18 protein-coding genes are annotated in these 25,508 nt (G+C 65.9%); 17 read left to right on the top strand and 1 reads right to left on the bottom strand.

Going from position 1 to position 25,508, the window contains the following annotated elements; all coding sequences use genetic code 11:
• Window positions 1–171 precede the first annotated feature (171 nt).
• The 16 genes from K410_RS0117520 (at window position 172) to fabZ (ending at window position 24,190) form a co-directional block, all read left to right on the top strand.
• On the top strand, window positions 172–3,321 hold the full coding sequence (locus K410_RS0117520; RefSeq protein WP_028136103.1) for a GAF domain-containing hybrid sensor histidine kinase/response regulator: 3,150 nt from the start codon (window positions 172–174) through the stop codon (window positions 3,319–3,321).
• 351 nt (window positions 3,322–3,672) lie between these two features.
• Window positions 3,673–4,398 (top strand): outer membrane protein, encoded by a 726-nt coding sequence (locus tag K410_RS0117525; RefSeq protein WP_028136104.1) that lies wholly within the window; start codon window positions 3,673–3,675, stop codon window positions 4,396–4,398.
• 455 nt (window positions 4,399–4,853) lie between these two features.
• Window positions 4,854–8,357: a DNA polymerase III subunit alpha gene (gene dnaE / locus K410_RS0117535; RefSeq protein ID WP_028136105.1), complete on the top strand. Its 3,504-nt coding sequence runs from the start codon at window positions 4,854–4,856 to the stop codon at window positions 8,355–8,357.
• 114 nt (window positions 8,358–8,471) lie between these two features.
• Window positions 8,472–9,215 (top strand): carbonic anhydrase, encoded by a 744-nt coding sequence (locus tag K410_RS0117540; RefSeq protein WP_028136106.1) that lies wholly within the window; start codon window positions 8,472–8,474, stop codon window positions 9,213–9,215.
• A 281-nt stretch (window positions 9,216–9,496) separates the two neighbouring features.
• Entirely contained in the window at window positions 9,497–12,127 is a 2,631-nt protein-coding gene (locus K410_RS0117545) for a caspase family protein (RefSeq protein WP_028136107.1), read from the top strand.
• Window positions 12,128–12,346: 219 nt separating this feature from the next.
• Window positions 12,347–13,342 carry a 30S ribosomal protein S2 gene (locus K410_RS0117550; protein WP_028136108.1) on the top strand — a complete coding sequence of 332 codons (996 nt, stop codon included), beginning with the start codon at window positions 12,347–12,349 and terminating at the stop codon, window positions 13,340–13,342.
• 132 nt (window positions 13,343–13,474) lie between these two features.
• Window positions 13,475–14,398: a translation elongation factor Ts gene (tsf, locus tag K410_RS0117555; RefSeq protein ID WP_028136109.1), complete on the top strand. Its 924-nt coding sequence runs from the start codon at window positions 13,475–13,477 to the stop codon at window positions 14,396–14,398.
• Window positions 14,399–14,458: 60 nt separating this feature from the next.
• Complete coding sequence (pyrH, locus tag K410_RS0117560) at window positions 14,459–15,175, top strand: UMP kinase (RefSeq protein ID WP_028136110.1); 717 nt, start codon at window positions 14,459–14,461, stop codon at window positions 15,173–15,175.
• A 68-nt stretch (window positions 15,176–15,243) separates the two neighbouring features.
• Window positions 15,244–15,807 (top strand): ribosome recycling factor, encoded by a 564-nt coding sequence (frr, locus tag K410_RS0117565; RefSeq protein WP_028136111.1) that lies wholly within the window; start codon window positions 15,244–15,246, stop codon window positions 15,805–15,807.
• A gap of 12 nt (window positions 15,808–15,819) precedes the next feature.
• On the top strand, window positions 15,820–16,578 hold the full coding sequence (locus K410_RS0117570) for an isoprenyl transferase (RefSeq protein WP_028136112.1): 759 nt from the start codon (window positions 15,820–15,822) through the stop codon (window positions 16,576–16,578).
• A complete protein-coding gene (locus K410_RS0117575) occupies window positions 16,575–17,417 on the top strand; it encodes a phosphatidate cytidylyltransferase (protein ID WP_028136113.1) in 843 nt (280 codons plus the stop codon). Before K410_RS0117570 ends, K410_RS0117575 begins: the two co-directional genes overlap by 4 nt.
• Before the next feature lie 4 nt (window positions 17,418–17,421).
• Entirely contained in the window at window positions 17,422–18,645 is a 1,224-nt protein-coding gene (dxr, locus tag K410_RS0117580) for a 1-deoxy-D-xylulose-5-phosphate reductoisomerase (RefSeq protein ID WP_028136114.1), read from the top strand.
• 43 nt (window positions 18,646–18,688) lie between these two features.
• Window positions 18,689–19,840 (top strand): RIP metalloprotease RseP, encoded by a 1,152-nt coding sequence (gene rseP, locus K410_RS0117585; RefSeq protein WP_028136115.1) that lies wholly within the window; start codon window positions 18,689–18,691, stop codon window positions 19,838–19,840.
• Between the two features lie 176 nt (window positions 19,841–20,016).
• Window positions 20,017–22,539 carry an outer membrane protein assembly factor BamA gene (bamA, locus tag K410_RS0117590; protein ID WP_028136116.1) on the top strand — a complete coding sequence of 841 codons (2,523 nt, stop codon included), beginning with the start codon at window positions 20,017–20,019 and terminating at the stop codon, window positions 22,537–22,539.
• A 125-nt stretch (window positions 22,540–22,664) separates the two neighbouring features.
• Window positions 22,665–23,732, top strand: a complete 1,068-nt coding sequence (lpxD, locus tag K410_RS0117595) for a UDP-3-O-(3-hydroxymyristoyl)glucosamine N-acyltransferase (RefSeq protein ID WP_028136117.1) — start codon at window positions 22,665–22,667, stop codon at window positions 23,730–23,732.
• Window positions 23,729–24,190 (top strand): 3-hydroxyacyl-ACP dehydratase FabZ, encoded by a 462-nt coding sequence (gene fabZ / locus K410_RS0117600; RefSeq protein ID WP_028136118.1) that lies wholly within the window; start codon window positions 23,729–23,731, stop codon window positions 24,188–24,190. The genes lpxD and fabZ overlap by 4 nt, the downstream gene beginning before the upstream one ends.
• Window positions 24,191–24,217: 27 nt before the next feature.
• On the opposite strand, the gene K410_RS0117605 is transcribed toward fabZ, so the two are convergent.
• Window positions 24,218–24,541, bottom strand: coding sequence for a KTSC domain-containing protein (locus K410_RS0117605; protein WP_028136119.1), 324 nt, complete (start codon window positions 24,539–24,541; stop codon window positions 24,218–24,220).
• A 175-nt stretch (window positions 24,542–24,716) separates the two neighbouring features.
• Between K410_RS0117605 and lpxA the strand changes: the two genes are divergently transcribed.
• Window positions 24,717–25,508 carry an acyl-ACP--UDP-N-acetylglucosamine O-acyltransferase gene (lpxA, locus tag K410_RS0117610; RefSeq protein ID WP_028136120.1) on the top strand — a complete coding sequence of 264 codons (792 nt, stop codon included), beginning with the start codon at window positions 24,717–24,719 and terminating at the stop codon, window positions 25,506–25,508.

Below are 25,508 nucleotides of genomic sequence, written 5' to 3' on the forward strand. Positions count from 1 at the left end.
GACACGGCTGCGATCCGGCCCACGACCTCGCCGGAACCTTAACGCCTTCATGAGGTTATCAGGAGGCGCGGGGCGTCGACCTCTCGCTGGCGTCGTCGTGGCCGGAAGTGGATGTCGCGAGGTTGCCTTGAACGCTATTCGGTGAAACGAGCAAGTGTCGGGGGGAGGCAGATGACAACGGCGGCCGGGGGGACCTCGACCGATCGCAATGCCGTCCTGGCTGCACTTGGCGACTACATCCGAGAGATCAATAATCCCGACGATCTTGCCTACGCCGCGGCCGAGCTGCTCGGCCGGAGCCTGAAGGTCAGCCGGGCAGGCTATGGCACGGTCGATACTTCCGCCGAAACCATCACCATCGTTCGCGACTGGAACGCGCCGGGCATTTCGAGTCTCGCTGGCGTGCTGCACTTTCGCGACTATGGCAGCTACATCGAAGATCTGAAGCGGGGCGAGACCGTCGTCTGTGCCGATGCGGAAAAAGATCCTCGCGTCGGCGACCGTGCCGCAGCGCTCGAAGCCATCTCTGCGCGCGCGCTCGTCAATATGCCGATCTCCGAGCCCGACGGGGTCGTGGCGCTGCTGTACCTCAATAACGCGGCGCCGCGCGAATGGAGCCCTGACGAGCTGGAGCTCATCCGCGACGTCGCCGAGCGCACGCGCACCGCGGTCGAGCGTCGCCGCGCGGAGACGGCCGTGCGGGAGAACGAGGCCCGGCTGCTCTTTCTGGACGCACTCAACAAGAAGACGGCCAAGATCCAAGATGCCGATGGTGTGATGGCGGTGACCACCAGGATGCTCGGAGAGCATCTCGGCGTTTCCAACTGCGCCTACGCCGACATGGATCCCGATCAGGACGGCTTCACCATTCGCGGCGATTGGGCCGCGCCCGGCGCGATGCACATCCTTGGGCATTACAGCCTGGCCAATTTCGGCCGGAAGGCGGTGCGAGAGCTTGGGGCCGGCAGGCCTCTCATCATCAACGACAATTTGAAGGAGATCGCGCCCGAGGAAGCTGCCGCGTTCCAGAATATCGGGATCGGTTCGACGATCTGCATGCCCCTCGTCAAGGAAGGCCGGCTCACTGCCCTGATGGCCATTCATCACCGTGGCCCGCATCGCTGGACGTCGCGCGAACTCGCCTTGCTCTCCGAGGTGACCGAACGATCATGGGCGCATATCGAGCGCGTCCGCTCGGAGCAGGCGGCCCGGGACGCGGCCGAACGGCTGGTCCTCGCGAACAAGGCGGCCGGCATCGGCACATGGGACTACGACCCGGTCAGCGACGTCTTGCGATGGGACAGCCGTTGCAAGGAGGTGTTCGGCCTCTCGCCCGACGCCGAGGTCAGCTATGAGGGATCGTTCCTGAAGGGCATTCATCCCGACGACAGGCAGCGCGCTCACGAAGCCGTCTCGGCGGCGCTGAATTCTCAGGCTCCGACGGGCTACAACATCCAATACCGAACCGTCGGCATCGAGGACGGTATCGAGCGCTGGATCGCCGCGACGGGGCAGGCCATCTTCTCCAATGGGCAGGCTATTCGCTTCATCGGGACCGTGCTGGATATCTCCGCGCAAAAGAAAACCGAGCGTCATCTGAGGATATTGAACGACACGGGAGCGTCGGTGGCTCGCGAGCGCGACCTCGATAAGATCGTGCAGATCGTGACGGATGCCGGCGTCGAGCTGACGGGCGCGCAGTTCGGGGCCTTCTTCTACAACGTTGTGACGGCGGATGGCGGCAGCTACATGCTCTATTCGCTGTCGGGCGCGCCGCGATCCGCTTTCGAGAGCTTCCCGATGCCGCGTAGCACGGCCGTGTTCGAGCCGACGTTCAAGGGCGTGGGCGTGGTGCGGTCCGACGACATCCTGCAGGACCCGCGCTATGGCAAGAATGCGCCGCGGAGGGGCATGCCCGAGGGCCATCTTCCGGTTCGATCTTATCTTGCGGTGCCGGTGATCTCGCGAACGGGCGAGGTCCTGGGCGGGCTCTTCTTCGGCCACGCCGAGAGCGGCAAATTCCAGGCCGAGCATGAGGCCGCGTTGCTCGGAATTGCCGGTCATGCCGCCACCGCGATCGACAACGCCCAGCTTCTGACTCGGCTCGAGGCGCTCAACGCCGAGCTGGAGCAGCGCGTCGCCGACGAGATCGCCGAACGCATGAAGGCCGAGGAGCAATTGCGGCAATCCCAGAAGATGGAGGCCGTCGGGCAGCTGACCGGCGGGATCGCGCACGACTTCAACAACATGCTGGCCGTGATTCTCGGCAGCTTGAATCTCGCCAAGCGTCGGATCGGCAAGGGAGAGGTCAACATCGACCGCTTTCTCGAGGGGGCCATCGACGGTGCGAATCGCGCGGCCACCTTGACGCAGAGACTGCTCGCGTTCTCGCGGCAACAGCCTCTGGCGCCGGAAGTCGTGGACATCAACAAGATGGTCGGGGGAATGAGCGAGTTGCTCGAACGCTCGCTCGGAGAGCTCATTCGCCTCGAGACCGTGCTGGCGGCCGGCCTTTGGCGCGTCAAGGCCGACCCGGCCCAGCTGGAAAGCGCCATTATCAATCTCGCGGTCAATGCGCGCGATGCCATGCCGAAGGGCGGCCGGTTGACGTTGGAGACCAGCAACGCCTCGATCGACCGCAAATATGCCCGCGAGTATGCATTGTCGCCAGGGCAGTACGTCCTGGTTGCGGTCACGGACAATGGCACCGGAATTCCGACCGACCTGCTGGGAAAGGTGTTCGATCCGTTCTTCACGACCAAGGTCGTGGGCAAGGGCACTGGTCTCGGCCTCAGTCAGGTCTACGGCTTTGTGCGGCAGTCGGGCGGGCACGTGAAAATCTACTCGGAAGTCGACGTCGGCACGACGGTGAAGATCTATCTTCCGCGCTTCGCGGGCGAGGAGGCTGTCTCGACCTCGTCGCCAGGCGCGGCACATCCCGGTGCAAGCCACCAGGGCGAGACCATCCTCGTCGTCGAGGACGATGAGCGGGTCCGCAGCGTCTCGTCCGAAAGCCTGCGTGAGCTTGGCTATACGGTCGTCGAAGCGGCGAGTGCCAAGGAAGCGATCAAGACGATTGAAGACGGTTTCGTTCCAGATCTGCTGTTTACCGACGTCGTCATGCCCGACATGACCGGCGCCGAACTTGCTGCCGAACTGTCGAAGCGGCGCCCGGATCTGAAGGTGCTGTTCACCACCGGTTACACGCGCAACGCCATCGTCCACAACGGCATGCTCGATGCAGGCAAGCATCTGCTGTCCAAGCCGTTCGCGATCGAAGACCTCGCTGCCAAGGTTCGCAGTCTGCTCGACGAGGTTTGAAGAGCTATCGCATCGCGCCGCGGGCTCGACACGAATGCAAATGTGGGCGAGTGCGAGCGAAAATGTGGCGACAATGGGGAAGGATTCGCCCGCGCATTTTTAAGCTCTGCATCACGCGAATGTGCGCGCGGCGATCTTGCGCGAGTCCGCAGCCCAACCTCCGCAGCAAATACTCGAACCACGGAAAAACACTTGTTTCAAAGGGTTTCGGACGCACGCTGGTAAATCTTCACTAACGAAGCGCGGCCCTTTGGCGCGAACTGTGGCGTCGCGGTTACAGCAATTCCGTCGATCGCTGATATGACGACGGCACGGCCCGGGGGCCTCTGAAGAAACTGGAACGGGAATCAAATGAGAAAGAATTTGTTGCTTGCTGCTGTGAGCCTCGTCGCGCTGAGCGCGGCGGCGCCGGCGCTGGCTGCTGACCTCGCGGCGCGGCCTTACACCAAGGCTCCGCCGGCGGCGCTCGCTGCGGTGTACGACTGGAGCGGTTTCTACATCGGCATCAACGGCGGCGGCGGTTCCGCGCACTCGACCTGGGATCTCGTCGGTGGTGGCCGCGAAGGTTCGCACGACGCGACCGGCGGCACGGTCGGTGGCCAGATCGGCTATCGCTGGCAGTCCGGTCAGTTCGTGTTCGGCCTCGAAGGCCAGGGCAACTGGGCCGACTTCACGGGCGACAACGTCAGCGCACTGTTCGCCACCCGCAACCGCTCGAAGATCGACTCGTTCGGTTTGATCACGGGCCAGGTCGGTTACGCCTGGAACAACGTGCTGCTCTACGTCAAGGGCGGTGCGGCTGTCGTCGGCGCCAAGTACGACGTTTACAGCACGGCTTCGGGCGCGCTGCTGTCCTCGAACGACCAGACCCGTTGGGGCGGCACGGTCGGCGCAGGTCTCGAGTTCGGCTTCGCGCCGAACTGGTCGGTTGGCGTCGAATACAACCACATCTTCCTGCAGGACAAGGACGTCACGTTCGCCCTGGTGCCGTCGACCGACCGCATCCGTCAGGACGTCGACATGGGCCTCGTCCGCCTGAACTACAAGTTCGGCGGTCCGATGATGGGTCGCTACTGATACAGACCACTCTCCTTCGAGCGGTCATCGAAAGCCCCGGCCTTGGCCGGGGCTTTTTTGTTGCATGGATTCAGCGAGTTAACCATTGCCCCTCGAGATCATCCGCCGAGCTTGACTCCCGAGAACGAAATGAGAACAATGTTCTTCATACGTTCTAGCAAGGGAGCGAGACATGTTCAGGGTTTTCGTTGAAGAAGCCGCCGCGTTGGCGTCGATCACGCTGTTCGTCGGGATGATCGCGATCTGGGCCCAGGTCATACCGCAGCTCTAAGTCCGGAGGCTTCTAGCGTGCCTGGTTGGGGAAAAGCGGGACGACGGGGCGAAGTCGTCGCTCCGGCGTGGACTCTCGCGGCGCGGCACCCCACCATTGAGCTGCGAGTCGGCCAGACAGGCGCATGATGCCTTGAGGAGCCGGCGACCGCTCCATTCCATCTGCAAGAGGCCGTCACGCGACCATGCCGAGCGCCGGATTTGTCCACCTTCACGTTCACTCGGCCTATTCGCTGCTCAAGGGCTCGATCAAGATCGCCAAGCTCGCCGAGCTTGCCAAGAAGGACCACCAGCCGGCCCTGGCGCTGACCGACACCGACAATATGTTCGGCGCGCTGGAGTTCTCCGACAAGATGGCGAGCTCCGGCATCCAGCCGATCGTCGGCTGCGAGCTGGCGATCGATTTCGGCGATCAGGATCCCAATGCCCGCAACGCGATGGGGCCCTCGCGCGTGGTGCTGCTGGGGGCGCAGGAGCGCGGCTATCGCAGCCTGATGCGGCTCAACTCACGCGCGTTCCTGGAGACGCCGGACAGCCATGCGCCGTTCGTCAAATTCGACTGGCTCGAGGGCGAGAGCGAGGGCCTGATCGCGCTGACGGGCGGACCGGACGGACCGATCTCGCTGGCGCTCGCCGGCGGTCATGCCGAGCTCGCGGCCTTGCGGTGCGAGCGTCTGGCCGGCCTGTTCGGCGATCGCCTCTACATCGAATTGCAGCGTCACAACACTGAGAAGGAGCGGCGCGTCGAAAGCGGCTTGATCGACATCGCCTACGCCAAGGGCCTGCCCCTGGTTGCGACCAACGAGCCTTATTTCGCGACGACCGACGATTACGAGGCGCATGACGCGCTGCTCTGCATCGCCGGCGGGCGGCTGATCGCCGAGACCGAGCGCGAGCAGCTCACGCCCGATCATCGCTTCAAGACGCGCGCCGAGATGGCGGTGCTGTTCGCCGACATTCCCGAGGCGCTGGCCTCGACGGTGGAGATCGCAGAGCGCTGCTGCTTCCGCCCGATGACGCGCAAGCCGATCCTGCCGCTCTTCACCGTCGGCGCCGCGCAGAGCTCGGATGCCGCGTCGGTGGAGGCCGCCGAGCTGAAGCGCCAGGCGGAGGAGGGGCTCGCCAACCGTCTCCGCGTTCACGGCCTGTCGCAGGGCACCACCGAAGAGGACTACAGCAAGCGCTTGGCGTTCGAGCTCGACGTCATCATGCGCATGAAGTACGCGGGCTACTTCCTGATCGTGTCCGACTTCATCAAATGGGCGAAGAGCCAAGGCATCCCGGTCGGGCCGGGCCGCGGCTCCGGCGCCGGCTCGCTGGTTGCCTGGGCGCTGACCATCACCGACCTCGATCCGATCAAGTTCGGCCTGCTGTTCGAGCGCTTCCTCAATCCCGAGCGCGTCTCGATGCCGGACTTCGACATCGACTTCTGCCAGGACCGCCGCGGTGAGGTGATCAGGTACGTCCAGGAGCGTTACGGCCGCGACCAGGTCGCGCAGATCATCACCTTCGGAACGCTGCAGGCGCGCGGCGTGCTACGCGACGTCGGCCGCGTGCTGCAGATGCCTTATGGTCAGGTCGACAAGCTGACCAAGCTGGTGCCGCAGAATCCGGCGGCGCCGGTGACCCTTGCGGCCGCGATCGAGAGCGAGCCGAAGCTCCAGGCGTTCCGCGACGAAGATCCCATCGTGGCGCGCGCCTTCGACATCGCCCAGCGCCTCGAAGGCCTGACGCGGCACGCCTCGACCCACGCCGCCGGCATCGTGATCGGCGATCGCCCGTTGAGCGAGCTCGTGCCGCTCTACCGCGATCCCAAATCCGACATGCCGGTGACCCAGTTCAACATGAAATGGGTCGAGCCCGCGGGGCTCGTGAAGTTCGACTTCCTCGGCTTGAAGACGCTGACCGTGCTCGACGTCGCGTGCAAACTGCTCAAGCCGCGCGGCATCCATGTCGATCTCGCCACGCTGCCGATCGACGATGCCGAGAGCTACCAGATGCTGGCCCGAGGCGAGGTGGTCGGCGTGTTCCAGGTTGAAAGCCAGGGCATGCGGCGCGCGCTGGTCGACATGCGCCCGGACCGTTTCGAGGACATCATCGCGCTGGTGGCGCTGTATCGGCCGGGCCCGATGGCGAACATCCCGACCTATTGCGCGCGCAAGCACGGCGACGAGGAGCCGGAATACCTGCATCCCGTGCTGGAGCCGATCCTGAAGGAGACCTTCGGCGTCATCATCTACCAGGAACAGGTGATGCAGATCGCGCAGGTGATGTCGGGCTATTCGCTCGGCGACGCCGACCTGCTGCGCCGCGCCATGGGCAAGAAGATCCGCGCCGAGATGGACAAGCAGCGCGACATCTTCGTCGCCGGCGCGGTGAAGAACGGCGTGCCGAAAGGGCAGGCCGAGACCATCTTCGAGCTGCTGGCGAAGTTCGCCGATTACGGCTTCAACAAGAGCCACGCGGCGGCCTATGCGCTGGTGTCCTACCACACCGCCTACATGAAGGCGCATTATCCCGTGGAGTTCATCGCGGCGTCGATGACGCTCGATCTCAACAACACCGACAAGCTCTCCGAATTCCGTTCCGAGGCGCAGCGCCTCGGCATCAAGGTAGAGCCGCCGAACATCAACCGCTCCGGCGCGACCTTCGAGGTCGGCGACAAGACGATCTACTACGCGCTCGCAGCGCTCAAGGGCGTCGGCATCCAGGCGATCGAGCAGATCATCGAGGAGCGTACCAAGCGGGGATTGTTCACCTCGCTCGCCGACTTCGCCGCGCGGGTCAATCCGCGCGCGATCAACAAGCGCATCATCGAAAGTCTCGCTGCCGCCGGCGCCTTCGACACGCTGGAGCCGAACCGCGCCCGGGTCTTCGCCGGCGCGGACTCGATCCTGGCCGCCTGCCAGCGCGCGCATCAGGCCGAGACCATCGGTCAGAACGACATGTTCGGGATGTCGGCGGATGCGCCGACCATCATGCTGCCGCAGATCGAGCCCTGGCTGCCGGCCGAAAAGCTCCGCCGCGAATACGACGCCGTCGGCTTTTTCCTGTCGGGCCATCCGCTCGACGATTACGCCACCGTGCTGAAGCGGCTGCGGGTGCAGAGCTGGGCGGAATTCTCGCGCGCGGTGAAAACCGGCGCCACCGCCGGCAAGGTCGCGGCCACCGTGGTCTCGCGCATGGAGCGGCGCACCAAGACCGGCAACAAGATGGGCATCATGGGGCTGTCCGATCCCACTGGCCATTTCGAGGCGGTGCTGTTCTCCGAAGGCCTCGCGCAATATCGCGACGTGCTGGAGCCGGGCGCCGCCGTGCTGCTGCAACTGGGCGCCGAACTGCAGGGCGAGGACGTCCGCGCCCGCGTGCTGCATGCCGAGCCGCTCGACGATGCCGCCGCCAAGACGCAGAAGGGCCTGCGCATCTTCGTGCGCGACACCAAGCCGCTGGATTCGATCGCCAAGCGTCTGGCCGGCCCCGACATGGCGGCTTCGAACGGCGCTGCGCCGAAGGTCGGCAGTCCGGGCATCGCGCCGCGCGGAAACGGCGACGGCGAGGTCTCGCTGGTGATGATGCTCGACCTCGAGACCGAGGTCGAGATGAAGCTGCCCGGTCGCTTCAAGGTCTCGCCGCAGATCGCCGGCGCGATCAAGGCGGTCGCGGGCGTGGTCGACGTGCAGCAGATCTGACGCGGCCTGCGGCGCCGCAAACCAAAGCTTAACTATCAAGCTCATGCATGGTTTCGAAGTCTGCCGAGCACAGCTATCAGTTGTTTCCCGGCGCGCAACCAAGAAAGAACAACCATGTGTGACAAATGCTCTGAAAATCCGCATCAATCGCTCGCTCCCTCCCGCCGCTCGATGATGCTCTTCGCCGCTTCCGCGCTCGGAGCCGCCGCGCTTGGCGGGGCGGCGTCGGCCAAGGAGGCGAAGGCGCCGCCGAAACCCCAGAACGTGCTGTCGCCCGATGCGGCGCTGAAGCGGCTGATGGAGGGCAATTCGCGCTACGTGTCGGGCGTGTCGCGCCGTCACGATTTCAAGCATGAGCGCGAGGCACTGGTCGGCGGTCAAAATCCCTATGCGGCCGTTCTGAGCTGCGCCGATTCGCGCATCGCGCCCGAATATGCCTTCGACAGCGGACGCGGCGATCTGTTCGTGTGCCGCGTCGCCGGGAATTTTGCCGGCGACGAGACCGTTGCGAGCATGGAATACACCGTCGCCGTGCTCGGCACGCCGGTGATCCTGGTGCTCGGCCACGACAATTGCGGTGCCGTCGACGCCACGATCAAGTCGCTGAAGGACGACAAGCCGCTGCCCGGGCACATCCCCACGCTGGTCTCCGCGATCGCGCCGGCGGTGAAGACGGCGGCCCAGCAGAGCGGGAATGCGCTCGACAACGCCATCCGCCAGAACGTCGTCGACAACGTCGCCAAGCTGAAATCGGCCGCACCGATCCTCAATGCGGCGGTCGAGCAGGGCAAGCTCAAGGTGGTCGGCGGTATCTATCGGCTGAGCACGGGCGCCGTCGAGTTGCTGGCCCAGGGCTGAGCGCATCGGATGCCGGATGGTCGCGCCTCTAGCCGTGAGAGTCCGGCTGCCAGGCGTTCGGCCGGCTCGATTGTCCGGTCTGATCGCATGTTGGGGACTTGAAGAGCCTCGCGCGTTTTCCAGGCTGCGCCGCGGTTGCCGTGAGGCTGCTGCGGCGCTGACGCGCGCGGCGGCATGGCCACGCCTCCGCCTCAATCCGAGCTTTTCGTTCAAGCGCCGTTCAGCCGGCCGCGCGCCTGATGCGTGGTGGCACCTCAACAAGAATAACGGGCAGGCGAGCCATGCGCGGGACGTTCAGAGCCTTCATTTGCCTTCTCCTGCCGATCGTGGCCTTGGCCGCCGGTGCGCCGGACGCGGCCCGCGCGCAGCAGCCGGAAAAGCGCATCGCGCTCGTGGTCGGCAACGGCGCCTATGCCAAGTCGCCGCTGGCGACCACCGCGAACGATGCCGGCCTGATCGCGCAGACGCTGCAGGCGGCCGGCTTCGACGTCGTTGGAGCGCGCGATCTCGACGGCGACACGCTGCGCAAGAGCCTTCGCGACTTCATCCAGAAGGCCCAGGCCTCCGGGCCGGGAACCGTCGCGATGATCTATCTTGCCGGCTATGGCGTGCAGCTTGCCGGCGAGAATTATTTCGTCCCGGTCGATTCCAACATCGCCCGCGACACCGACATTCCGACCGAAGCCCTGCGCATCAGCGATTATGCGCGTCAGCTTGCTGCCATTCCGCTCAAGGCCAACATCGTCGTGCTCGACGCGGCCCGCGCGCAGCCGTTCATCGAGGGCGGTCAGCCGATCGCGGGCGGTCTGGCGCTGGTCGAGCCCGAGGCGAACATGCTGATCGCGTTCAACGCGGCGCCCGGCACGGTGGCGCCGGAGGAGCCGGGGCCGTACGGCATCTATGCGCAATCGCTCGCCGAGATGATCCGCACCGGCGGCCTGCCGCTGGCGGAGGTGTTCGACCGCGTGCGCCTGCGCGTCAACGAAGCCAGCAAGGGCGCGCAGGTGCCCTGGCACGAGCAGAAGATCTCGACGCCATTCTCGTTCTTCGAGCGCGGGCCCGACGCGCCGCCGCCGGAGGCTGCACCCGACCAGGTCGCCGCGATCCGCAGCAAGCCGATCCGCGATCTCGGCGTGCAGGACGCCTATGCCGCCGCGCTCGCGCGCGACACGCTGGCGGCCTATGAGGAATTTCTCGCCGCCTATCCGGGCGATCCGCTCGCAAAGCGCGTCATGGCGATCGTGGCGGCGCGCCGCGAGGCGATCACCTGGAGGCGGACCTATCGCGCCGATACGCCCGACGCCTATTGGTCGTATCTGCGCCGCTATCCGCGCGGGCCGCATGCGGGCGATGCCCGGCGCCGGCTCGCGATCCTGACCGCGCCGATCGAGCCGCCGCCGACTTTCACGATGCTGGACTACGACGTGCCGCCACCGCCGCCGGAGGAGGTGATCTATGTCGATCGTCCGGTGCTGTATTTCAGCGATCCCGATTTCGGCTTCGCGCCGCCACCGCCGCCGCCGGTCTATTACCTGCCGCCGCCGCCGCCGGATTTCGTCGTGCTGCCGCCGCCGCTGCCGGTGATCGGCCTGTTCGTGCTGCCGCAGCCGGTGTTCGTGCCGATCCCGGTGTTCGTCCGGCCGCCGGTCTATGTCGCGCCGCCGCCGAACAACATCATCTACCAGAACATCCATAATACGACGGTGATCAACACGGTGATCAATCGCCCGCCGGCAGCTGCGCCGGCCGCGGGGCCGGGGCCTGGTCCGGCCAATCTGGCACCTGCGGTTGCCGGCCGTGCCAATCCGGCAGGCCCGGCCGTGCCGCAGGCGGTCGCGCAGCGTGCCGCGCTGATCCAGCAGGGCAAGGCACCGATGCCGCCGAGCGCGACGATCCAGCCAGTGGCGAGGCCAGGTATCCCGGCACCTGCTCCGGCCAATGTCGCTCCCGCCACGACCGCGCAGCCTCCGGCCGGGGCCAAGCTGCCGCCGGCCAATACCTTGCCGGCGCCGGGGGCTCCGGGCGCTCCGCCGACGGGACCGGCGGTTGCGCCCGGTGCTGCCGCGCCGAACGCCGCACCAAGTCCGACCGCGACGGCCCCTGCTGGCAACGCCGCGGCGACGCCGCAGCCACCCGCATCAGCCAAGCTGCCGCAGGCGACCAAGCTGCCGCAGGCAAACACGCTGCCGCAGGCGAACACGCTGCCGGTCCCCGGGACTCCAGGCGGACCGCCGCCACCGGCAGGTGCCGGGCGCGCACCCGGCGCTGCCGCACCCACCGGGAAACCTGTTGCGACCGCCACACCGCCCGCCGGCAACATCCCGCCCGCGCAGCCGAACGCGGCGACCGCGACGCCGCCCAATCAGCCGCCGTCCGGGGCTGACCGGCGGGGCAGGCCGACCGGTCCGCAGCCGGGCGCATTGCCGCCTCCGAGCACCGCCACCGGCCGGCCGGGGATCCCGAGCGCGGTCAGGCCGGCGGCGCCTCCGCCGCCACCAGTGGCAGCGCGGGAGCCGTCAAGAGTTCCAGATCGCCGGCCCGGTCTGCCGCCGCAGGTCGCCAAGCCCGTCGCGCCGCCACCGCCTCCGCAGGCTCTGGCGAGACCGACGCCGCCGCCACCGCCGCGGGTCGCACCGCCTCCGCCGCCCCGGGCTGCGCCACCGCCCGTGGCCGTGGCACGGCCAACCCCACCGCCGCCCGTGGTCCGGCCCGCACCGCCGCCAATGGCGCGGCCGGCGCCACCGCCGCCTCCGGTTGCACGGCCTGCGCCGCCGCCACCGCCTGTTGCGCGGTCGGCGCCGCTGCCAATGGCCGCCGCGCCGCCGCGTGCGGCACCGCCCCCGCCGCCGCCTCCGGCGCGGCCCGCCGGGCCTCCCTCAAAGCCGTGCCCGCCCGGCCAGCCGAGGTGCTAGCCGGTCGAGGAGGGCGCCGGGAATCGGCAGCAGCGTGACGACAGCGGCTTTCGGGCGGCCGCGACGGCCGCCTTATTTCCTTGCTTCTGGCCGAAATGGCGCTATATAGCGCGCCATCTCACACGGAAACATGGCTCACAAGGCCGTCCGGTGGCAGCCGGGGCGAACGCTCCGTTTTGCTCACACGTTTCCGGAGGAACCAACCGGAGAATCAGAACAATGGCACTACCCGATTTCACTATGCGTCAGCTGCTCGAAGCTGGCGTGCACTTTGGTCACCAGTCGCACCGCTGGAATCCGAAAATGGCTCCGTTCATTTTCGGTACCCGCAACAACATCCACATCGTCGATCTCGCCCAGACCGTGCCGATGCTGCACCAGGCCCTTCAGGCCGTCAGCGACACGGTTGCCAAGGGCGGCCGTATTCTGTTCGTCGGCACCAAGCGCCAGGCGCAGGACGGCGTCGCGGACGCGGCCAAGCGCTGCGCGCAGTATTTCGTCAATTCGCGCTGGCTCGGCGGCACGCTGACCAACTGGAAGACGATCTCGGCCTCGATCAAGCGCCTGCGTCACCTCGACGACGTGCTGGCCGGCGGCGATGCCAGCTCCTACACCAAGAAGGAGCGCCTGACGCTTCAGCGCGAGCGCGACAAGCTCGATCGCTCGCTCGGCGGCATCAAGGACATGGGCGGCCTGCCCGACCTGATCTTCGTGATCGACACCAACAAGGAAGACATCGCGATCCAGGAGGCCCAGCGCCTCAACATCCCGGTCGCCGCGATCGTCGACACCAATTCGGACCCGAAGGGCATCACCTATGTGGTGCCGGGCAATGACGATGCCGGTCGCGCCATCTCGCTGTATTGCGATCTGATCGCGCGTGCGGCGATCGACGGCATCTCGCGGGCCCAGGGTGATTCGGGCATCGACGTCGGCGCCTCGGCTCAGCCGGTCGCCGAGGAGCTGCCGGCGGCGTCGTCGAGCGGCTTCCAGGGCCTTGCAGGTCCGCGCGGCACCGCCGACGACCTCAAGAAGCTCCCGGGCGTGTCGGGCACGATCGAGAAGAAGTTCAACGACCTCGGCATCTTCCACTACTGGCAGCTCGCCGAGCTCGACCACGACACCGCGCACACGATCGGCGAAGAAGTCGGTCTGCCGAGCCGCGCGGATGCCTGGGTGGCCAAGGCCAAGGCGCTGACCGCGGAAGCGGAATAGTCGAGAGAGCGATGGGCTGGCCGGACGAGATCCGGCCACCATTTCAGTTGACGCGAATTCCTGAGATGGACCGCGGCGGGGCGCCTCCAAGCCACGCCGCGGCGAACCGGCAGGCAAAAAGGATTTTCAACGATGGCAACGATCACAGCTGCGATGGTCAAGGACCTGCGCGAGTCCACCGGCGCGGGCATGATGGACTGCAAGGCCGCGCTGACCGAGAACGACGGCAACATGGAAGCTGCGCAGGATTGGCTGCGCAAGAAGGGCCTGTCCAAGGCCGCCAAGAAGTCGGGCCGCGTCGCCGCCGAAGGTCTGATCGGCGCGCTCACCAAGGGCACCAAGGGCGTCGTGGTCGAGGTCAATTCCGAGACCGACTTCGTCGCGCGCAACGGTCAGTTCCAGGGCCTGGTCAAGATGATCGCCCAGGTCGCATTCGACGTCGGCGCCGATGTCGAGAAGATCAAGGCCGCCAAGGTCGGTGACGTCACGGTCGAAGCCGCAATCAATGACGCGATCGCCACCATCGGCGAGAACATGACGCTGCGCCGCGCAGCTTCGCTCGAAGTGAGCCAGGGCGTCGTGGCGCATTACGTCCACGGTGCCGTCGTCGACGGCGCCGGCAAGATGGGCGTGATCGTGGCGCTGGAATCGGCCGGCAAGGCCGACGAGCTCGCAAGCCTCGGCCGCCAGATCGCGATGCATGTCGCCGCCGCCAACCCGCTCGCGCTCGATCCGTCCGGCCTCGATCCGGCGGTCGTCAAGCGCGAGAAGGACGTGCTCGCCGACAAATATCGCCAGCAGGGCAAGCCCGAGAACGTGATCGAGAAGATCGTCGAGTCCGGCCTGAAGACCTATTACAAGGAAGTCTGCCTGCTCGAGCAGGCCTTCATCCACGACACCGGCAAGTCGGTGGCGCAGGCGGTCAAGGAAGCCGAGGGCAAGGTCGGCGGGCCTGTGAAGATCGCGGGCTTTGTGCGCTATGCTCTCGGTGAGGGAATCGAGAAGCAGGAAAGCGACTTCGCGGCCGAGGTCGCCGCGGCCAGCGGCAAGAAGTAAGCGCCGGAACGTTCCTTCCGGCGTGCCGCCGGAAGCGGCGCCCGGACAAGGAAAGTGCTCATGACTGATCCGGTCTATCGTCGCGTCGTGATCAAGCTGTCCGGCGAATATCTCGCGGGACAGCAGGGCTTTGGCATCGACCAGCCGACCGTCGACCGGGTCGCGGACGATCTGATCGCCGCCCGCAAGCTCGGCACCGAGGTTGCGGTCGTGATCGGCGGCGGCAATATCGTGCGCGGTGTCGAGGTCTCCAGCCGCGGTGTGTCGCGCCCGACCGGCGATACCATGGGCATGCTTGCCACCATGATGAACTGCCTCGCGCTGGAAGCGGCGATCGAGCGCAAGGGCACGCCGGCGCGGACGCTGTCGGCCTTCGTCATGCCCGAGATTTCCGAGCTGTTCACCCGCACCGCGGCGCACAAATATCTCGCCGAAGGCCGCATCGTGCTGCTCGGCGGCGGAACCGGCAATCCGTTCTTCACCACTGACACGACCGCGGTGCTGCGCGCCGCGGAGATCGGCGCCCAGGCGGTGCTGAAGGCGACCAATGTCGACGGCGTCTACTCGGCCGATCCGAAGAAGGATCCCGCCGCCACGCGGTTTGACCGGCTGACCCATTCGCAGGCGATCGAGGGCGGCTACAAGGTGATGGATGCGACCGCCTTCGCGCTTGCCCGCGAGACGTCGCTGCCTATCATCGTATTCTCGATCGCGGAGCCGGGGTCGATCGGTGCGATACTGCGCGGCGTCGGCCACGGGACCATCGTCGCCGGCTGAAGGCTCGTCTGGCGCGCCCGAAAGGGAAGGCGCGGGAGCGGTCGCCGGGATTTTGAAGGAGAAACGTGATGCCCACGGGTAATTTCGACCTCAACGAAGTGAAGCGCCGCATGCAGGGCGCCGTCGCCTCGCTCAAGCACGAGCTCGGCGGCTTGCGGACGGGCCGCGCCTCCGCCTCGATGCTCGATCCGGTGCAGGTCGATGCCTATGGCGGTCACATGCCGCTGAACCAGCTCGCCACCGTCAGCGTGCCGGAGCCGCGCCTGATCTCGGTGCAGGTCTGGGACAAGTCGATGGTCAAGGCGGTGGAGAAGGCGATCGTCGATTCCAATCTCGGCCTGTCGCCCGCGACCGAAGGCCAGGTGCTGCGCCTGCGCATCCCCGAGCTGAACGAGGAGCGGCGCAAGGAGCTGGTGAAGGTCGCGCACAAATATGCTGAAGCCGCCAAGGTCGCCGCGCGCCACGTCCGCCGCGACGGCCTCGACGTGCTCAAGAAGCTGGAGAAGAATCACGAGATGTCGGAGGACGACCAGAAGCGTCACGCCGACGAGGTGCAGAAGGCGACCGACGGCACCATCGCCGAGATCGACCAATTGCTGGCCGCCAAGGAAAAAGAAATCCTCACCGTTTAAGGCATCGCCTTCATGTCCAACGCCGCCGCGCCCGCAACGGAAGGACCTGACAGGTCCGAGGCGCCTGCGCATGTCGCCATCATCATGGATGGCAACGGGCGTTGGGCGGCCGCGCGCGGCCTGCCGCGTGCGGAAGGGCATCGCCGCGGCGTCGAGGCGCTGCGCCGCGTCGTGCGGGCCTCGCACGAGCTCGGCATCCGCTATCTCACCATCTTCTCGTTCTCGTCGGAGAACTGGTCGCGCCCGGCGAGCGAGATCGGCGATCTCTTCGGCCTGCTGCGCCGCTTCATCCGCAACGACCTGGCGAGCCTGCATCGCGACGGCGTCAAGGTCCGCATCATCGGCGAGCGCGGGGGGCTCGAGAGCGACATCTGCGCGCTGCTCAACGAGGCCGAGGAGCTGACACGCGACAATTCCCGCCTCACGCTCGTCGTCGCCTTCAACTACGGCTCGCGGCAGGAGATCGCCAAGGCGGCGCAAAAGCTCGCCCGCGAGGTCGCGGAAGGAAAGCGCGATCCGGCCACGATCGATGCCGAGACGCTCGGGGCGCATCTCGATGCGCCCGACATTCCGGATCCCGATCTCATCATCCGCACCAGCGGGGAGCAGCGCCTGTCGAATTTCCTGATGTGGCAGGCCGCCTATAGCGAGCTCGTGTTCGTGCCGATCCACTGGCCCGACTTCGACAAGGCGGCGCTCGAAGGCGCGATCGCCGAATTCGCCCGGCGCGAGCGCCGTTTCGGCGGCCTGGTCGCGAAAACCGCCTCGTGAGCGAGCACGATTCCGCACCGGTGGGCGCCAAGCCCGCCCCGAGCAATCTGGTGATGCGAATCCTCGCAGCGCTGGTGCTGGCGCCGCTCGCCATTGCGATCGCTTATGCCGGCGGCTGGCTCTGGGCGCTGCTCGTGACCCTGGTCTCGATCGGGCTGTTCGCGGAATGGCTGACGGTGGTCGGCGCAGCCTCCGTCGCGCTGACCGGGGCAGGGACGGTCGTCATCGCCATGATGGGCGCCGCCGTCGCCTTTGGCGGGCTCAAGACCTCCGTCGTCGTCGGTCTCGTCGGCGGCGCGATCGTGACGCTGATCGCGCGCGGCAAGTTCGTCTGGGCAGCGACCGGTTTTGCCTACGCAGCGGCGGCGTTGCTGGCCTCGATCCTGCTGCGCAAGGACCTCGTCAACGGCTTCTCCGCGCTGATGTTCGTGCTGCTCGTGGTGTGGGCGACCGATATCGGGGGCTATTTCGCCGGCCGCAACATCGGCGGGCCGAAGCTCTGGCCGCGCGTGAGCCCGAAGAAGACCTGGTCCGGCGCGCTCGGCGGCTTCGTGGCGAGCCTTGCGGTGGCCGGAGGTTTTGCCGCTTGCGGCATCGGCAAGGCAGTTCCGCTGCTCCTGGTCAGTGCCGTCCTGTCGGTGGTGTCGCAACTCGGAGATCTCTTCGAATCCGCCGTGAAGCGGCGCTTCGGTGTCAAGGATTCCAGTCACTTAATTCCCGGCCATGGCGGGCTAATGGACCGCCTGGACGGCTTTGTCGCCGCCATCCTGGCGGCATGGATTATCGGCTTTCTCCGCCATGGTGTGCATAGCGCCGGAAGCGGTCTTATGGTTTGGTGAGGATATGAGCGCAGTCCCATTGCGAAACAACAAGGCTGCGGCGTCATCCGTCCGCAGCGTCACGGTGCTCGGCGCCACCGGCTCGATCGGCGACAGCACGATGGATCTGCTGCGGGCCTCGCCCGAGCGCTACCGCGTCGAAGCGCTGACGGCGAACGGCAATGTCGCCGCGCTGGCGAAGCTCGCAAAAGAATTTTCCGCGCGTTATGTCGCGATCGCCGACGCCTCCAAATTCGCCGAGCTGAAGGCCGCACTGGCGGGAACGAGCACGGAATGCGGGGCCGGCGAAAGCGCGGTGATCGAAGCCGGCGCCCGTCCGGCCGATTGGGTGATGGCGGCCGTGAGCGGCGCCGCCGGATTGAAGCCGGCACTGGCGGCGGTCGATCGCGGCGCGCATGTGGCGCTGGCCAACAAGGAATGCCTGGTTTGCGCCGGTGATTTCTTCATGCAGCGTGCCGCCAAGGCGGGCGCATGCATCCTGCCGGCCGATTCAGAGCACAATGCGCTGTTCCAGGCGCTGAGCTCCGGCAATCGCGACGAGCTGGTCCGCGTCATCATCACGGCCTCGGGCGGCCCGTTTCGCACCTGGAAGCCGGCGGACATCGAGCAGGCGACCCTCGCGCAGGCCCTGAAGCATCCGAACTGGAGCATGGGCCAGAAGATCACGATCGATTCCGCCTCGATGATGAACAAGGGCCTCGAGGTGATCGAGGCGTCCTATCTGTTCGCGCTCGCGCCCGAGGAGATCGACGTTCTCGTTCATCCGCAGTCGATCATCCACGGCATGGTCGAGTTCTCCGACTGCTCGGTGGTGGCCCAGCTCGGCGCGCCCGACATGCGCACCCCGATCGCGCATTGCCTCGGCTGGCCGGACCGGATCAAGGGGCCGGCGGCCAAGCTGGACCTCGCCAAGATCGGCCAGCTGACCTTCGAGGCGCCCGATTTCGAGCGCTTCCCCGGCCTGCGCCTGGCGTTCGATTCGCTCAGGACCGGGAAGGGGGCGACCACGGTCTACAACGCGGCCAACGAGGTCGCGGTCGCCGCCTTCATCGCCGGCAAGATCCGGTTCGGTGCGATCGCCCGGCTGGTGGAGGCGACGCTGGACGATTGGATCCGCAGCGGGAACCAGGCACCGCTGACGTCCGCCGACGATGCAATCTCTGTTGACCATGTTGCGCGAAATAGGGCTGCCGCCCTATTGCCTCAAATTGCCTTAAAGGCATCCTAGTTGGTTCGGACCAGGGCCTTGCGGCGCTGGAAGAGGGAATTCGATGATCGATTTTTTCACCCATAGTTTCAATACGTTGAGCCATGGGGTCTTGGGCTACGCGGTTCCCTTCCTGTTCGTCCTGACGATCGTCGTGTTCTTCCACGAGCTCGGCCACTTTCTGGTCGCGCGCTGGGCAGGCGTCCGGGTGCTGACCTTCTCGCTCGGTTTCGGCCCCGAGCTGATCGGCTTCAACGATCGCCATGGCACCCGCTGGAAGGTTTCGGCGATCCCGCTCGGCGGCTACGTCAAGTTCTTCGGCGACGAGAGCGAGGCCTCGACCCCGTCCGCGCAGACGCTTGCATCCATGACGGCCGAGGAGCGCTCCGGCAGCTTCCACCACAAGAAGGTCGGCCCGCGCGCCGCCATCGTTGCGGCCGGCCCGATCGCCAATTTCATCCTGGGTGCGCTGATCTTTGCCGGCATGGCGCTGTATTACGGCAAGCCGAGCACGATCGCGCGCGTCGACGGCGTCGTTGCCGACGGCGCTGCGGCTGCGGCAGGTTTCAAGGTCGGGGACGTGGTCGTCCAGATCGACGGCAAGCCGATCGAGAGCTTTGCCGACATGCAGCGAATCGTTGCGATGAACGCGGGTTCGGCGCTTGCCTTCCAGGTGAAGCGGGACGGTACCATCGTCTCGCTGACGGCGACCCCGGCGCTGCTCGAGCGCAAGGATCCGTTCGGCAACAGCCACCGTCTCGGCGTGCTCGGCATCGAGCACAAGGCACAGGCGGGCGAGGCCTCGACCGCGCCGGTGGGTATCGGCGAGGCACTCAAGATCGGGGTCGAGCAGGTCTGGTTCATCATCACCAGCACCTTCAAGTTCCTGGGCTCGCTTTTCGTCGGGCAAGGCAATCCCAACGAGGTCAGCGGCGTCCTGGGAATCGCGAAGATGTCGGGGCAGGCGGCCAGCGCCGGGTTCCAGTTCGTGATCAACCTGTGCGCGGTGCTGTCGGTGTCGATCGGTCTGCTGAACCTGTTCCCGATCCCGCTGCTCGATGGCGGCCACCTGATGTTCTACGCGGCGGAAGTGCTTCGCGGCCGGCCGCTGTCCGAGCGGACCCAGGAGATGGGGTTCCGAATCGGGCTCGGCTTGGTGCTGATGCTGATGGTGTTTGCGACCTACAACGACATTCTGCGGATGGCGGCATCTTGATGGAGGCTTTTTTGTGGCGTTGCTGTTGAGCAACGTCTTGGAATGAAATTGAAATCACGACGCTTTCGGCCGTTTGCGGCGTCGGCGAAATTGGCTACAAGCGGCCTCGACTTGGGGAATCTCCGGACCGGCGTTGGGGTTGGGTCTGGCACGGAATGATAAGGGCGCGTTGCGCGATGAAGTTTGGACTGCGACTCCGGGGGGGCTTGCTCGCAACCCTGATCATGTTCGGCGCGCCGGTGGTTGCCCCGGTCGGGGCTGTTTTTGTGTCTTCGTCTGCGCTCGCCCAGACCGTTCAGTCGATTTCCGTCCAGGGAAATCGCCGCGTCGAGGTGGAGACGATCCGCTCCTATTTCAAGCCGGGTCCGGGCGGTCGCCTGGATCAAGGCGCCATCGACGACGGCCTCAAGGCGCTGATCGAGACCGGCCTGTTCCAGGACGTCAGGATCAACCGCGGTCCCGGCGGCCAGCTCGTCGTTTCGGTGGTCGAAAACCCGGTGATCGGCCGGATCGCCTTCGAGGGCAACAAGAAGATCAAGGACGAGCAGCTCACCGTTGAGGTGCAGTCCAAGGCGCGCGGCACCTTCTCCCGCGCCATGGTGCAGTCCGACACGCTGCGAATCGCCGAGATCTATCGCCGGTCCGGCCGCTACGACGTTCGCGTCACGCCCGAGATCATCGAGCAGCCGAACAACCGCGTCGATCTCATCTTCACGGTCGAGGAGGGCGTCAAGACCGGCGTCAAGTCGATCGAGTTCGTCGGCAACAACGCGTTCTCGTCCTACCGCCTCCGCGACGTCATCAAGACGCGCGAGACGAACCTGCTGAGCTTCCTCGGCAGCGGCGACGTCTACGATCCCGACCGCGTCGAAGCCGACCGCGACCTGATCCGCCGCTTCTATCTCAAGAACGGCTACGCCGACGTCCAGGTGGTGGCTGCGCTGACCGAATACGACCCCGAGAAGAAGGGCTTCAACGTCACCTTCAAGATCGAGGAAGGCGCGCAATACCGCGTCGGCGCGGTCGACTTCCGCTCCAGCATCCCGAACTTCGATCCAGCGTCGATGCGCGGCTATTCGCGCGTCCATGCCGGCTCGCTCTACAACGTCGAATCGGTCGAAAAATCGGTCGAGGAGATGCAGATCGAGGCCTCGCGCCGCGGTTACGCCTTCGCCGTGGTCCGTCCCGGCGGCGACCGCAATTTCGAGGCGCACACCGTCTCCGTCGTGTTCAACATCGACGAGGGCCCGCGCACTTATATCGAGCGCATCAACCTGCGCGGCAACACGCGCACGCGCGACTACGTCATCCGCCGCGAGTTCGACATCTCCGAGGGCGATGCCTACAACCGCGCCCTGGTCGATCGTGCCGAGCGGCGCCTGAAGAACCTCGACTACTTCAAGAGCGTGAAGATCACGACCGAGCCGGGCTCGTCGAGCGATCGCGTGATCCTGGTCGTCGACATGGAAGAGAAATCGACCGGCGACTTCTCGATCTCGGGCGGTTACTCCACCACCGACGGCGCTTTGGCCGAAGTCTCGGTCTCCGAGCGCAATCTGCTCGGCCGCGGCCTGTTCGCCAAGGCGGCGGTGACCTACGGCCAGTATGCCCGCGGCTACTCGCTGTCGTTCGTCGAACCTTATCTGCTCGACTATCGCGTCGCGCTCGGTCTCGACCTCTATCAGCGCCAGCAGCTCGCCAACAACTACATCTCCTACGGCACCAAGACGCTCGGCTTCTCGCCGCGTCTCGGCTTCTCGTTGCGTGAAGATCTGTCGCTGCAGCTGCGCTACTCGATCTACCAGCAGGAAATCACGCTGCCGAGCTACCTGGCGAATTGTAACAACAATCCGGCCAGCGGGGCGTTCAATCCAAGCCCGGCTTACGCGGCCGCCAACGGCATCGACCTGAGCTCGACCAATGGCCTCGGTTGCTACAACGACGGCGAAGCCTCGCTGCCGGTGCGCAGGGAGCTTGCCAACGGCAAGACCCTGACCTCGGCGCTGGGCTACACGCTCACCTACAACACGCTGGACAACAACAAGAACCCGACCGACGGTCTGCTCATCGACTTCCGGCAGGATTTCGCCGGCGTCGGCGGCGACGTGTCCTATCTGAAGACCACGGCGGACGGAAAGTACTATGCCCCGCTGGTGTCCGACATCGTTGGTCTCGTCCGTCTCCAGGGCGGCATTCTGACCAAGATGAACGACGATCTGCGGATGCTCGACCATTTCCAGATGGGTCCGAACCTGGTCCGCGGCTTTGCTCCCAACGGCATCGGCCCGCGTGACTTGAACCCGTTCGGGTCGCGGGACGCGCTCGGCGGCACCAAGTACTGGGGTGCTTCGCTCGAACTGCAGATGCCGTTCTGGTTCCTGCCGAAGGAAGTGGGTCTGAAGGGCGCGGTCTATGCCGATGCCGGCGGCCTCTACGACTATAAGGGACCGACGAGCTGGACCACGACCAACGAAGTCAATGCGCCGGGCTGCATCCCGTCGAGCATCAACCCGTCAACGACGGGGACCTGTACCGGCCTCGTCTATGACGACAGCAAGGTCATCCGCTCGTCGGTTGGTGTCGGCCTGATCTGGCAGTCGCCATTCGGTCCGCTGCGCTTCGACTACGCCGTGCCGCTCAGCAAGGGCAAGTACGACCGTACGCAGGAATTCCGGTTCGGCGGCGGCACCACGTTCTAGTTCGATCAGCACGGCACGATCCGGATCAATGGAGCCGGTTTCCGAAGGGGATCGTGCGATTCCAAGAGTTGGGGCATGATGCGGTCTGACCGCTTCATGCCGAAGCCGGACCGCGACGGGGTGGAATGGCGCAGCCGATCTTCTTCACAAAGCCGCCTGCCTTAGGGCTGGCCGACATTGCCACGCTGGCCAAGGCCGAACTGGTCGATCCCGGCAGGGGCAGCCACGTCATCACCGGCCTTGCTTCGCTCGACGAAGCGGGCCCGATGCATCTGGCGTTCTTCGACAACCTCAAATATGCCGACGAGCTGAAGGCGACCAAGGCCGGCGCTTGCCTGGTCAGCCCGCGCTTCGAGGCCCAGGTGCCCGCCCATGTGGCCGTGCTGCGGGTGGCGCAGCCGTTCCGGGCCTTCGTCAGGATCGCGCGGGAATGGCATGGGGACGCGCTGAGGCCGCAATCCTGGGTCGGCAATGACGGTATCGCACCGTCGGCGATCATCGATCCTTCGGCCCGGCTCGAGGACGGCGTGATCGTCGATCCCCTGGCGGTGATCGGCCCGGATGTGGAGATCGGCAGCGGCACGGTGGTCGGCGTCGGGGCGGTGATCGGCCCCGGAGTCAAGATCGGCCGGGACTGCAATGTCGGCGCCCGGACCGCGATCCAGTGCGCCCTGATCGGCAACAACGTGCTGATCCATCCCGGCTGCTCGATCGGCCAGGACGGCTACGGCTTCATCTTCTTCGGCCCCGAGGGCCATCTGAAGGTGCCGCAGACCGGCCGGGTCCTGATCCAGAACGATGTCGAGGTCGGCGCGGGGACCACGATCGACCGTGGCAGCCTGCGTGACACCGTGATCGGCGAGGGGACCAAAATCGACAATCAGGTCCAGATCGGCCACAATGTGACCATTGGCCGGCACTGTCTGCTGGCGGCCCAGATCGGCCTCGCCGGCAGCCTGACCATCGGCGACAACGTGGCGCTCGGAGCAAAGGTTGGCATCAACAACCACCTCAAGATCGGAGATGGAGCCCAGGTCACCGCGATGAGCGGCGTCAAGGACGACATCCCGCCGGGTGGGCGCTGGGGTGGCTTCTTTGCCAAGCCGACCAAGCAATGGTTCAAGGAGATCATCGCGGTGGAGCGCCTGGTGCGCGACAGCAAGGCCGATGCGAAGGACGAGGGACGGGAATGACGGCGGAATCACCTGTGAAGTTCGAGCTGGTGGATATCAATGCCATCCTCCAGACCCTGCCGCACCGCTTTCCGATGCTGCTGATCGATCGCGTGATCAACATCCGCGCCGATTACAGCGGTATCGGCATCAAGAACGTCACTTTCAACGAGCCGGCCTTCCAGGGGCATTTCCCGGAGCGCCCGGTCTATCCCGGCGTCATGATGATCGAGGCGATGGCGCAGACGGCAGGCGTGATCGGCATCAAGTCTGTCGAAGGCACCGAGAAGCCGCGCGCGGTCTATTTTCTCACCATCGACAAGTGCAAGTTCCGCAAGCCGGTGCTGCCCGGTGACACCATCGAGTATCACATGCGCTCGCTCGGCCGCCGCAAGGCGATGTGGTGGTTTCACGGCGATGCCAAGGTCAATGGCGTCGTCGTCGCCGAGGCCGATGTCGGGGCCATGCTGACGGACTGAGCGGCTCCGGGCCCAGCGGGACGGGGCTCAGGCGCTGCAATCGTAGCGGCCGCCGGCGGCCTCGCGCCCGATGTGCCGGTTGAAGAACTGGCCCATGGACGGCGCGCCGAGCAGGCGGTCGACCGTCTCGGCGGCGACGCCGCAATAGCGCGCATAGGAGCCGCCGGTCGCGACGACGAGGTCATGCCGCGCGCGGTCGTAGCACACACGCTGGAGCACGGTGCTGCGATTGATGTCGCGGCATTCGAATGTCGCGAGGTCGACCGGTCGGCGATCGCCGGTCTCGACCGTCTCGGACACGATCGGCGCGGTCGCGAGCTGTGCGAGCAGAAGTGCCAAGGTCCTGACCACGAGTGTTGAAGCTCCGCATGAACTCCGGGGCGGACCGGGACGGCCGCCTCATCCGATACTTGAAACACGACGAGATGATACGTCACTGGACAGATCGGGCATAGACGCGGTAACCACCGGAAAACTGAATGACTTCAACACCTAATCAGAGCTTCCTGACGAGTAAGATTGCTTGATGAGCAAGATTGATCCCACCGCACGGATCGCGGACGGCGCCGTGATCGGCGAGGGCACCGAGATCGGGCCCTATTGCATCATCGGCCCGAATGTCGTGATCGGCGCGAACTGCAAGCTGATCGGGCATGTGCATGTCACGGCGCAGACGACCATCGGCGACGATTGCACCATCTATCCCTTTGCCTCGCTCGGCACCCCGCCGCAATCGCTCAGCTACCGGGGCGAGCTGACGAAGCTCAGAATCGGATCGGGCTGCACCATCCGGGAATCCGTGACGATGAACGCCGGCACCGTCGCCGGCGGCGGCATCACCACGGTCGGCGATCGCGGCTACTTCATGAATTGCAGCCACGTCGGCCATGACTGCCACGTCGGCAATGACGTGATCTTCGCGACCTCGGCGACGCTCGGCGGGCATTGCGAGATCGGCGATTTCGTCTTCATCGGCGGCCTGTCCGCCGTGCACCAGTTTACCCGCATCGGCCCCCAGGTCATGGTCGGCGGCGTCTGTGGCGTGCGCGACGACATCATCCCGTTCGGCCTCGTCAACGGCCAATATGCGGTGCTGGAAGGCCTCAACCTGATCGGCATGAAGCGGCGCAAGTTCACCAAGCAGCGGCTCGCGGCCGTGCGGGGCTTCTACCAGAAACTCTTCCACGGCCCCGGTACCTTCGCCGAGCGGTTGGAGGCATCCCGGCCGCTCGCGGGCGAGGATCCGGCGATCGCCGAGATCCTCGACTTCATCGGCAAGGGCAAACGCCCGCTCTGCCTTCCCGCCATCGCGAAGTGA

Source organism: Bradyrhizobium sp. 22, assembly GCF_000482425.1.
Taxonomy (GTDB): Bacteria; Pseudomonadota; Alphaproteobacteria; order Rhizobiales; family Xanthobacteraceae; genus Bradyrhizobium; species Bradyrhizobium japonicum_B.

Excerpts from the sequence above, each read along its gene's own strand:
- K410_RS0117570 (WP_028136112.1), top strand. The coding sequence starts at position 15,820 with ATGTCCAACGCCGCCGCGCCCGCAACGGAAGGACCTGACAGGTCCGAG.
- dnaE (WP_028136105.1), top strand. The coding sequence starts at position 4,854 with ATGCCGAGCGCCGGATTTGTCCACCTTCACGTTCACTCGGCCTATTCG.
- dxr (WP_028136114.1), top strand. The coding sequence starts at position 17,422 with ATGAGCGCAGTCCCATTGCGAAACAACAAGGCTGCGGCGTCATCCGTC.
- pyrH (WP_028136110.1), top strand. The coding sequence starts at position 14,459 with ATGACTGATCCGGTCTATCGTCGCGTCGTGATCAAGCTGTCCGGCGAA.
- lpxD (WP_028136117.1), top strand. The coding sequence starts at position 22,665 with ATGGCGCAGCCGATCTTCTTCACAAAGCCGCCTGCCTTAGGGCTGGCC.
- bamA (WP_028136116.1), top strand. The coding sequence starts at position 20,017 with ATGAAGTTTGGACTGCGACTCCGGGGGGGCTTGCTCGCAACCCTGATC.
- tsf (WP_028136109.1), top strand. The coding sequence starts at position 13,475 with ATGGCAACGATCACAGCTGCGATGGTCAAGGACCTGCGCGAGTCCACC.
- K410_RS0117520 (WP_028136103.1), top strand. The coding sequence starts at position 172 with ATGACAACGGCGGCCGGGGGGACCTCGACCGATCGCAATGCCGTCCTG.
- K410_RS0117525 (WP_028136104.1), top strand. The coding sequence starts at position 3,673 with ATGAGAAAGAATTTGTTGCTTGCTGCTGTGAGCCTCGTCGCGCTGAGC.
- frr (WP_028136111.1), top strand. The coding sequence starts at position 15,244 with ATGCCCACGGGTAATTTCGACCTCAACGAAGTGAAGCGCCGCATGCAG.
- lpxA (WP_028136120.1), top strand. The coding sequence starts at position 24,717 with ATGAGCAAGATTGATCCCACCGCACGGATCGCGGACGGCGCCGTGATC.
- K410_RS0117550 (WP_028136108.1), top strand. The coding sequence starts at position 12,347 with ATGGCACTACCCGATTTCACTATGCGTCAGCTGCTCGAAGCTGGCGTG.
- rseP (WP_028136115.1), top strand. The coding sequence starts at position 18,689 with ATGATCGATTTTTTCACCCATAGTTTCAATACGTTGAGCCATGGGGTC.
- K410_RS0117540 (WP_028136106.1), top strand. The coding sequence starts at position 8,472 with ATGTGTGACAAATGCTCTGAAAATCCGCATCAATCGCTCGCTCCCTCC.
- fabZ (WP_028136118.1), top strand. The coding sequence starts at position 23,729 with ATGACGGCGGAATCACCTGTGAAGTTCGAGCTGGTGGATATCAATGCC.
- K410_RS0117545 (WP_028136107.1), top strand. The coding sequence starts at position 9,497 with ATGCGCGGGACGTTCAGAGCCTTCATTTGCCTTCTCCTGCCGATCGTG.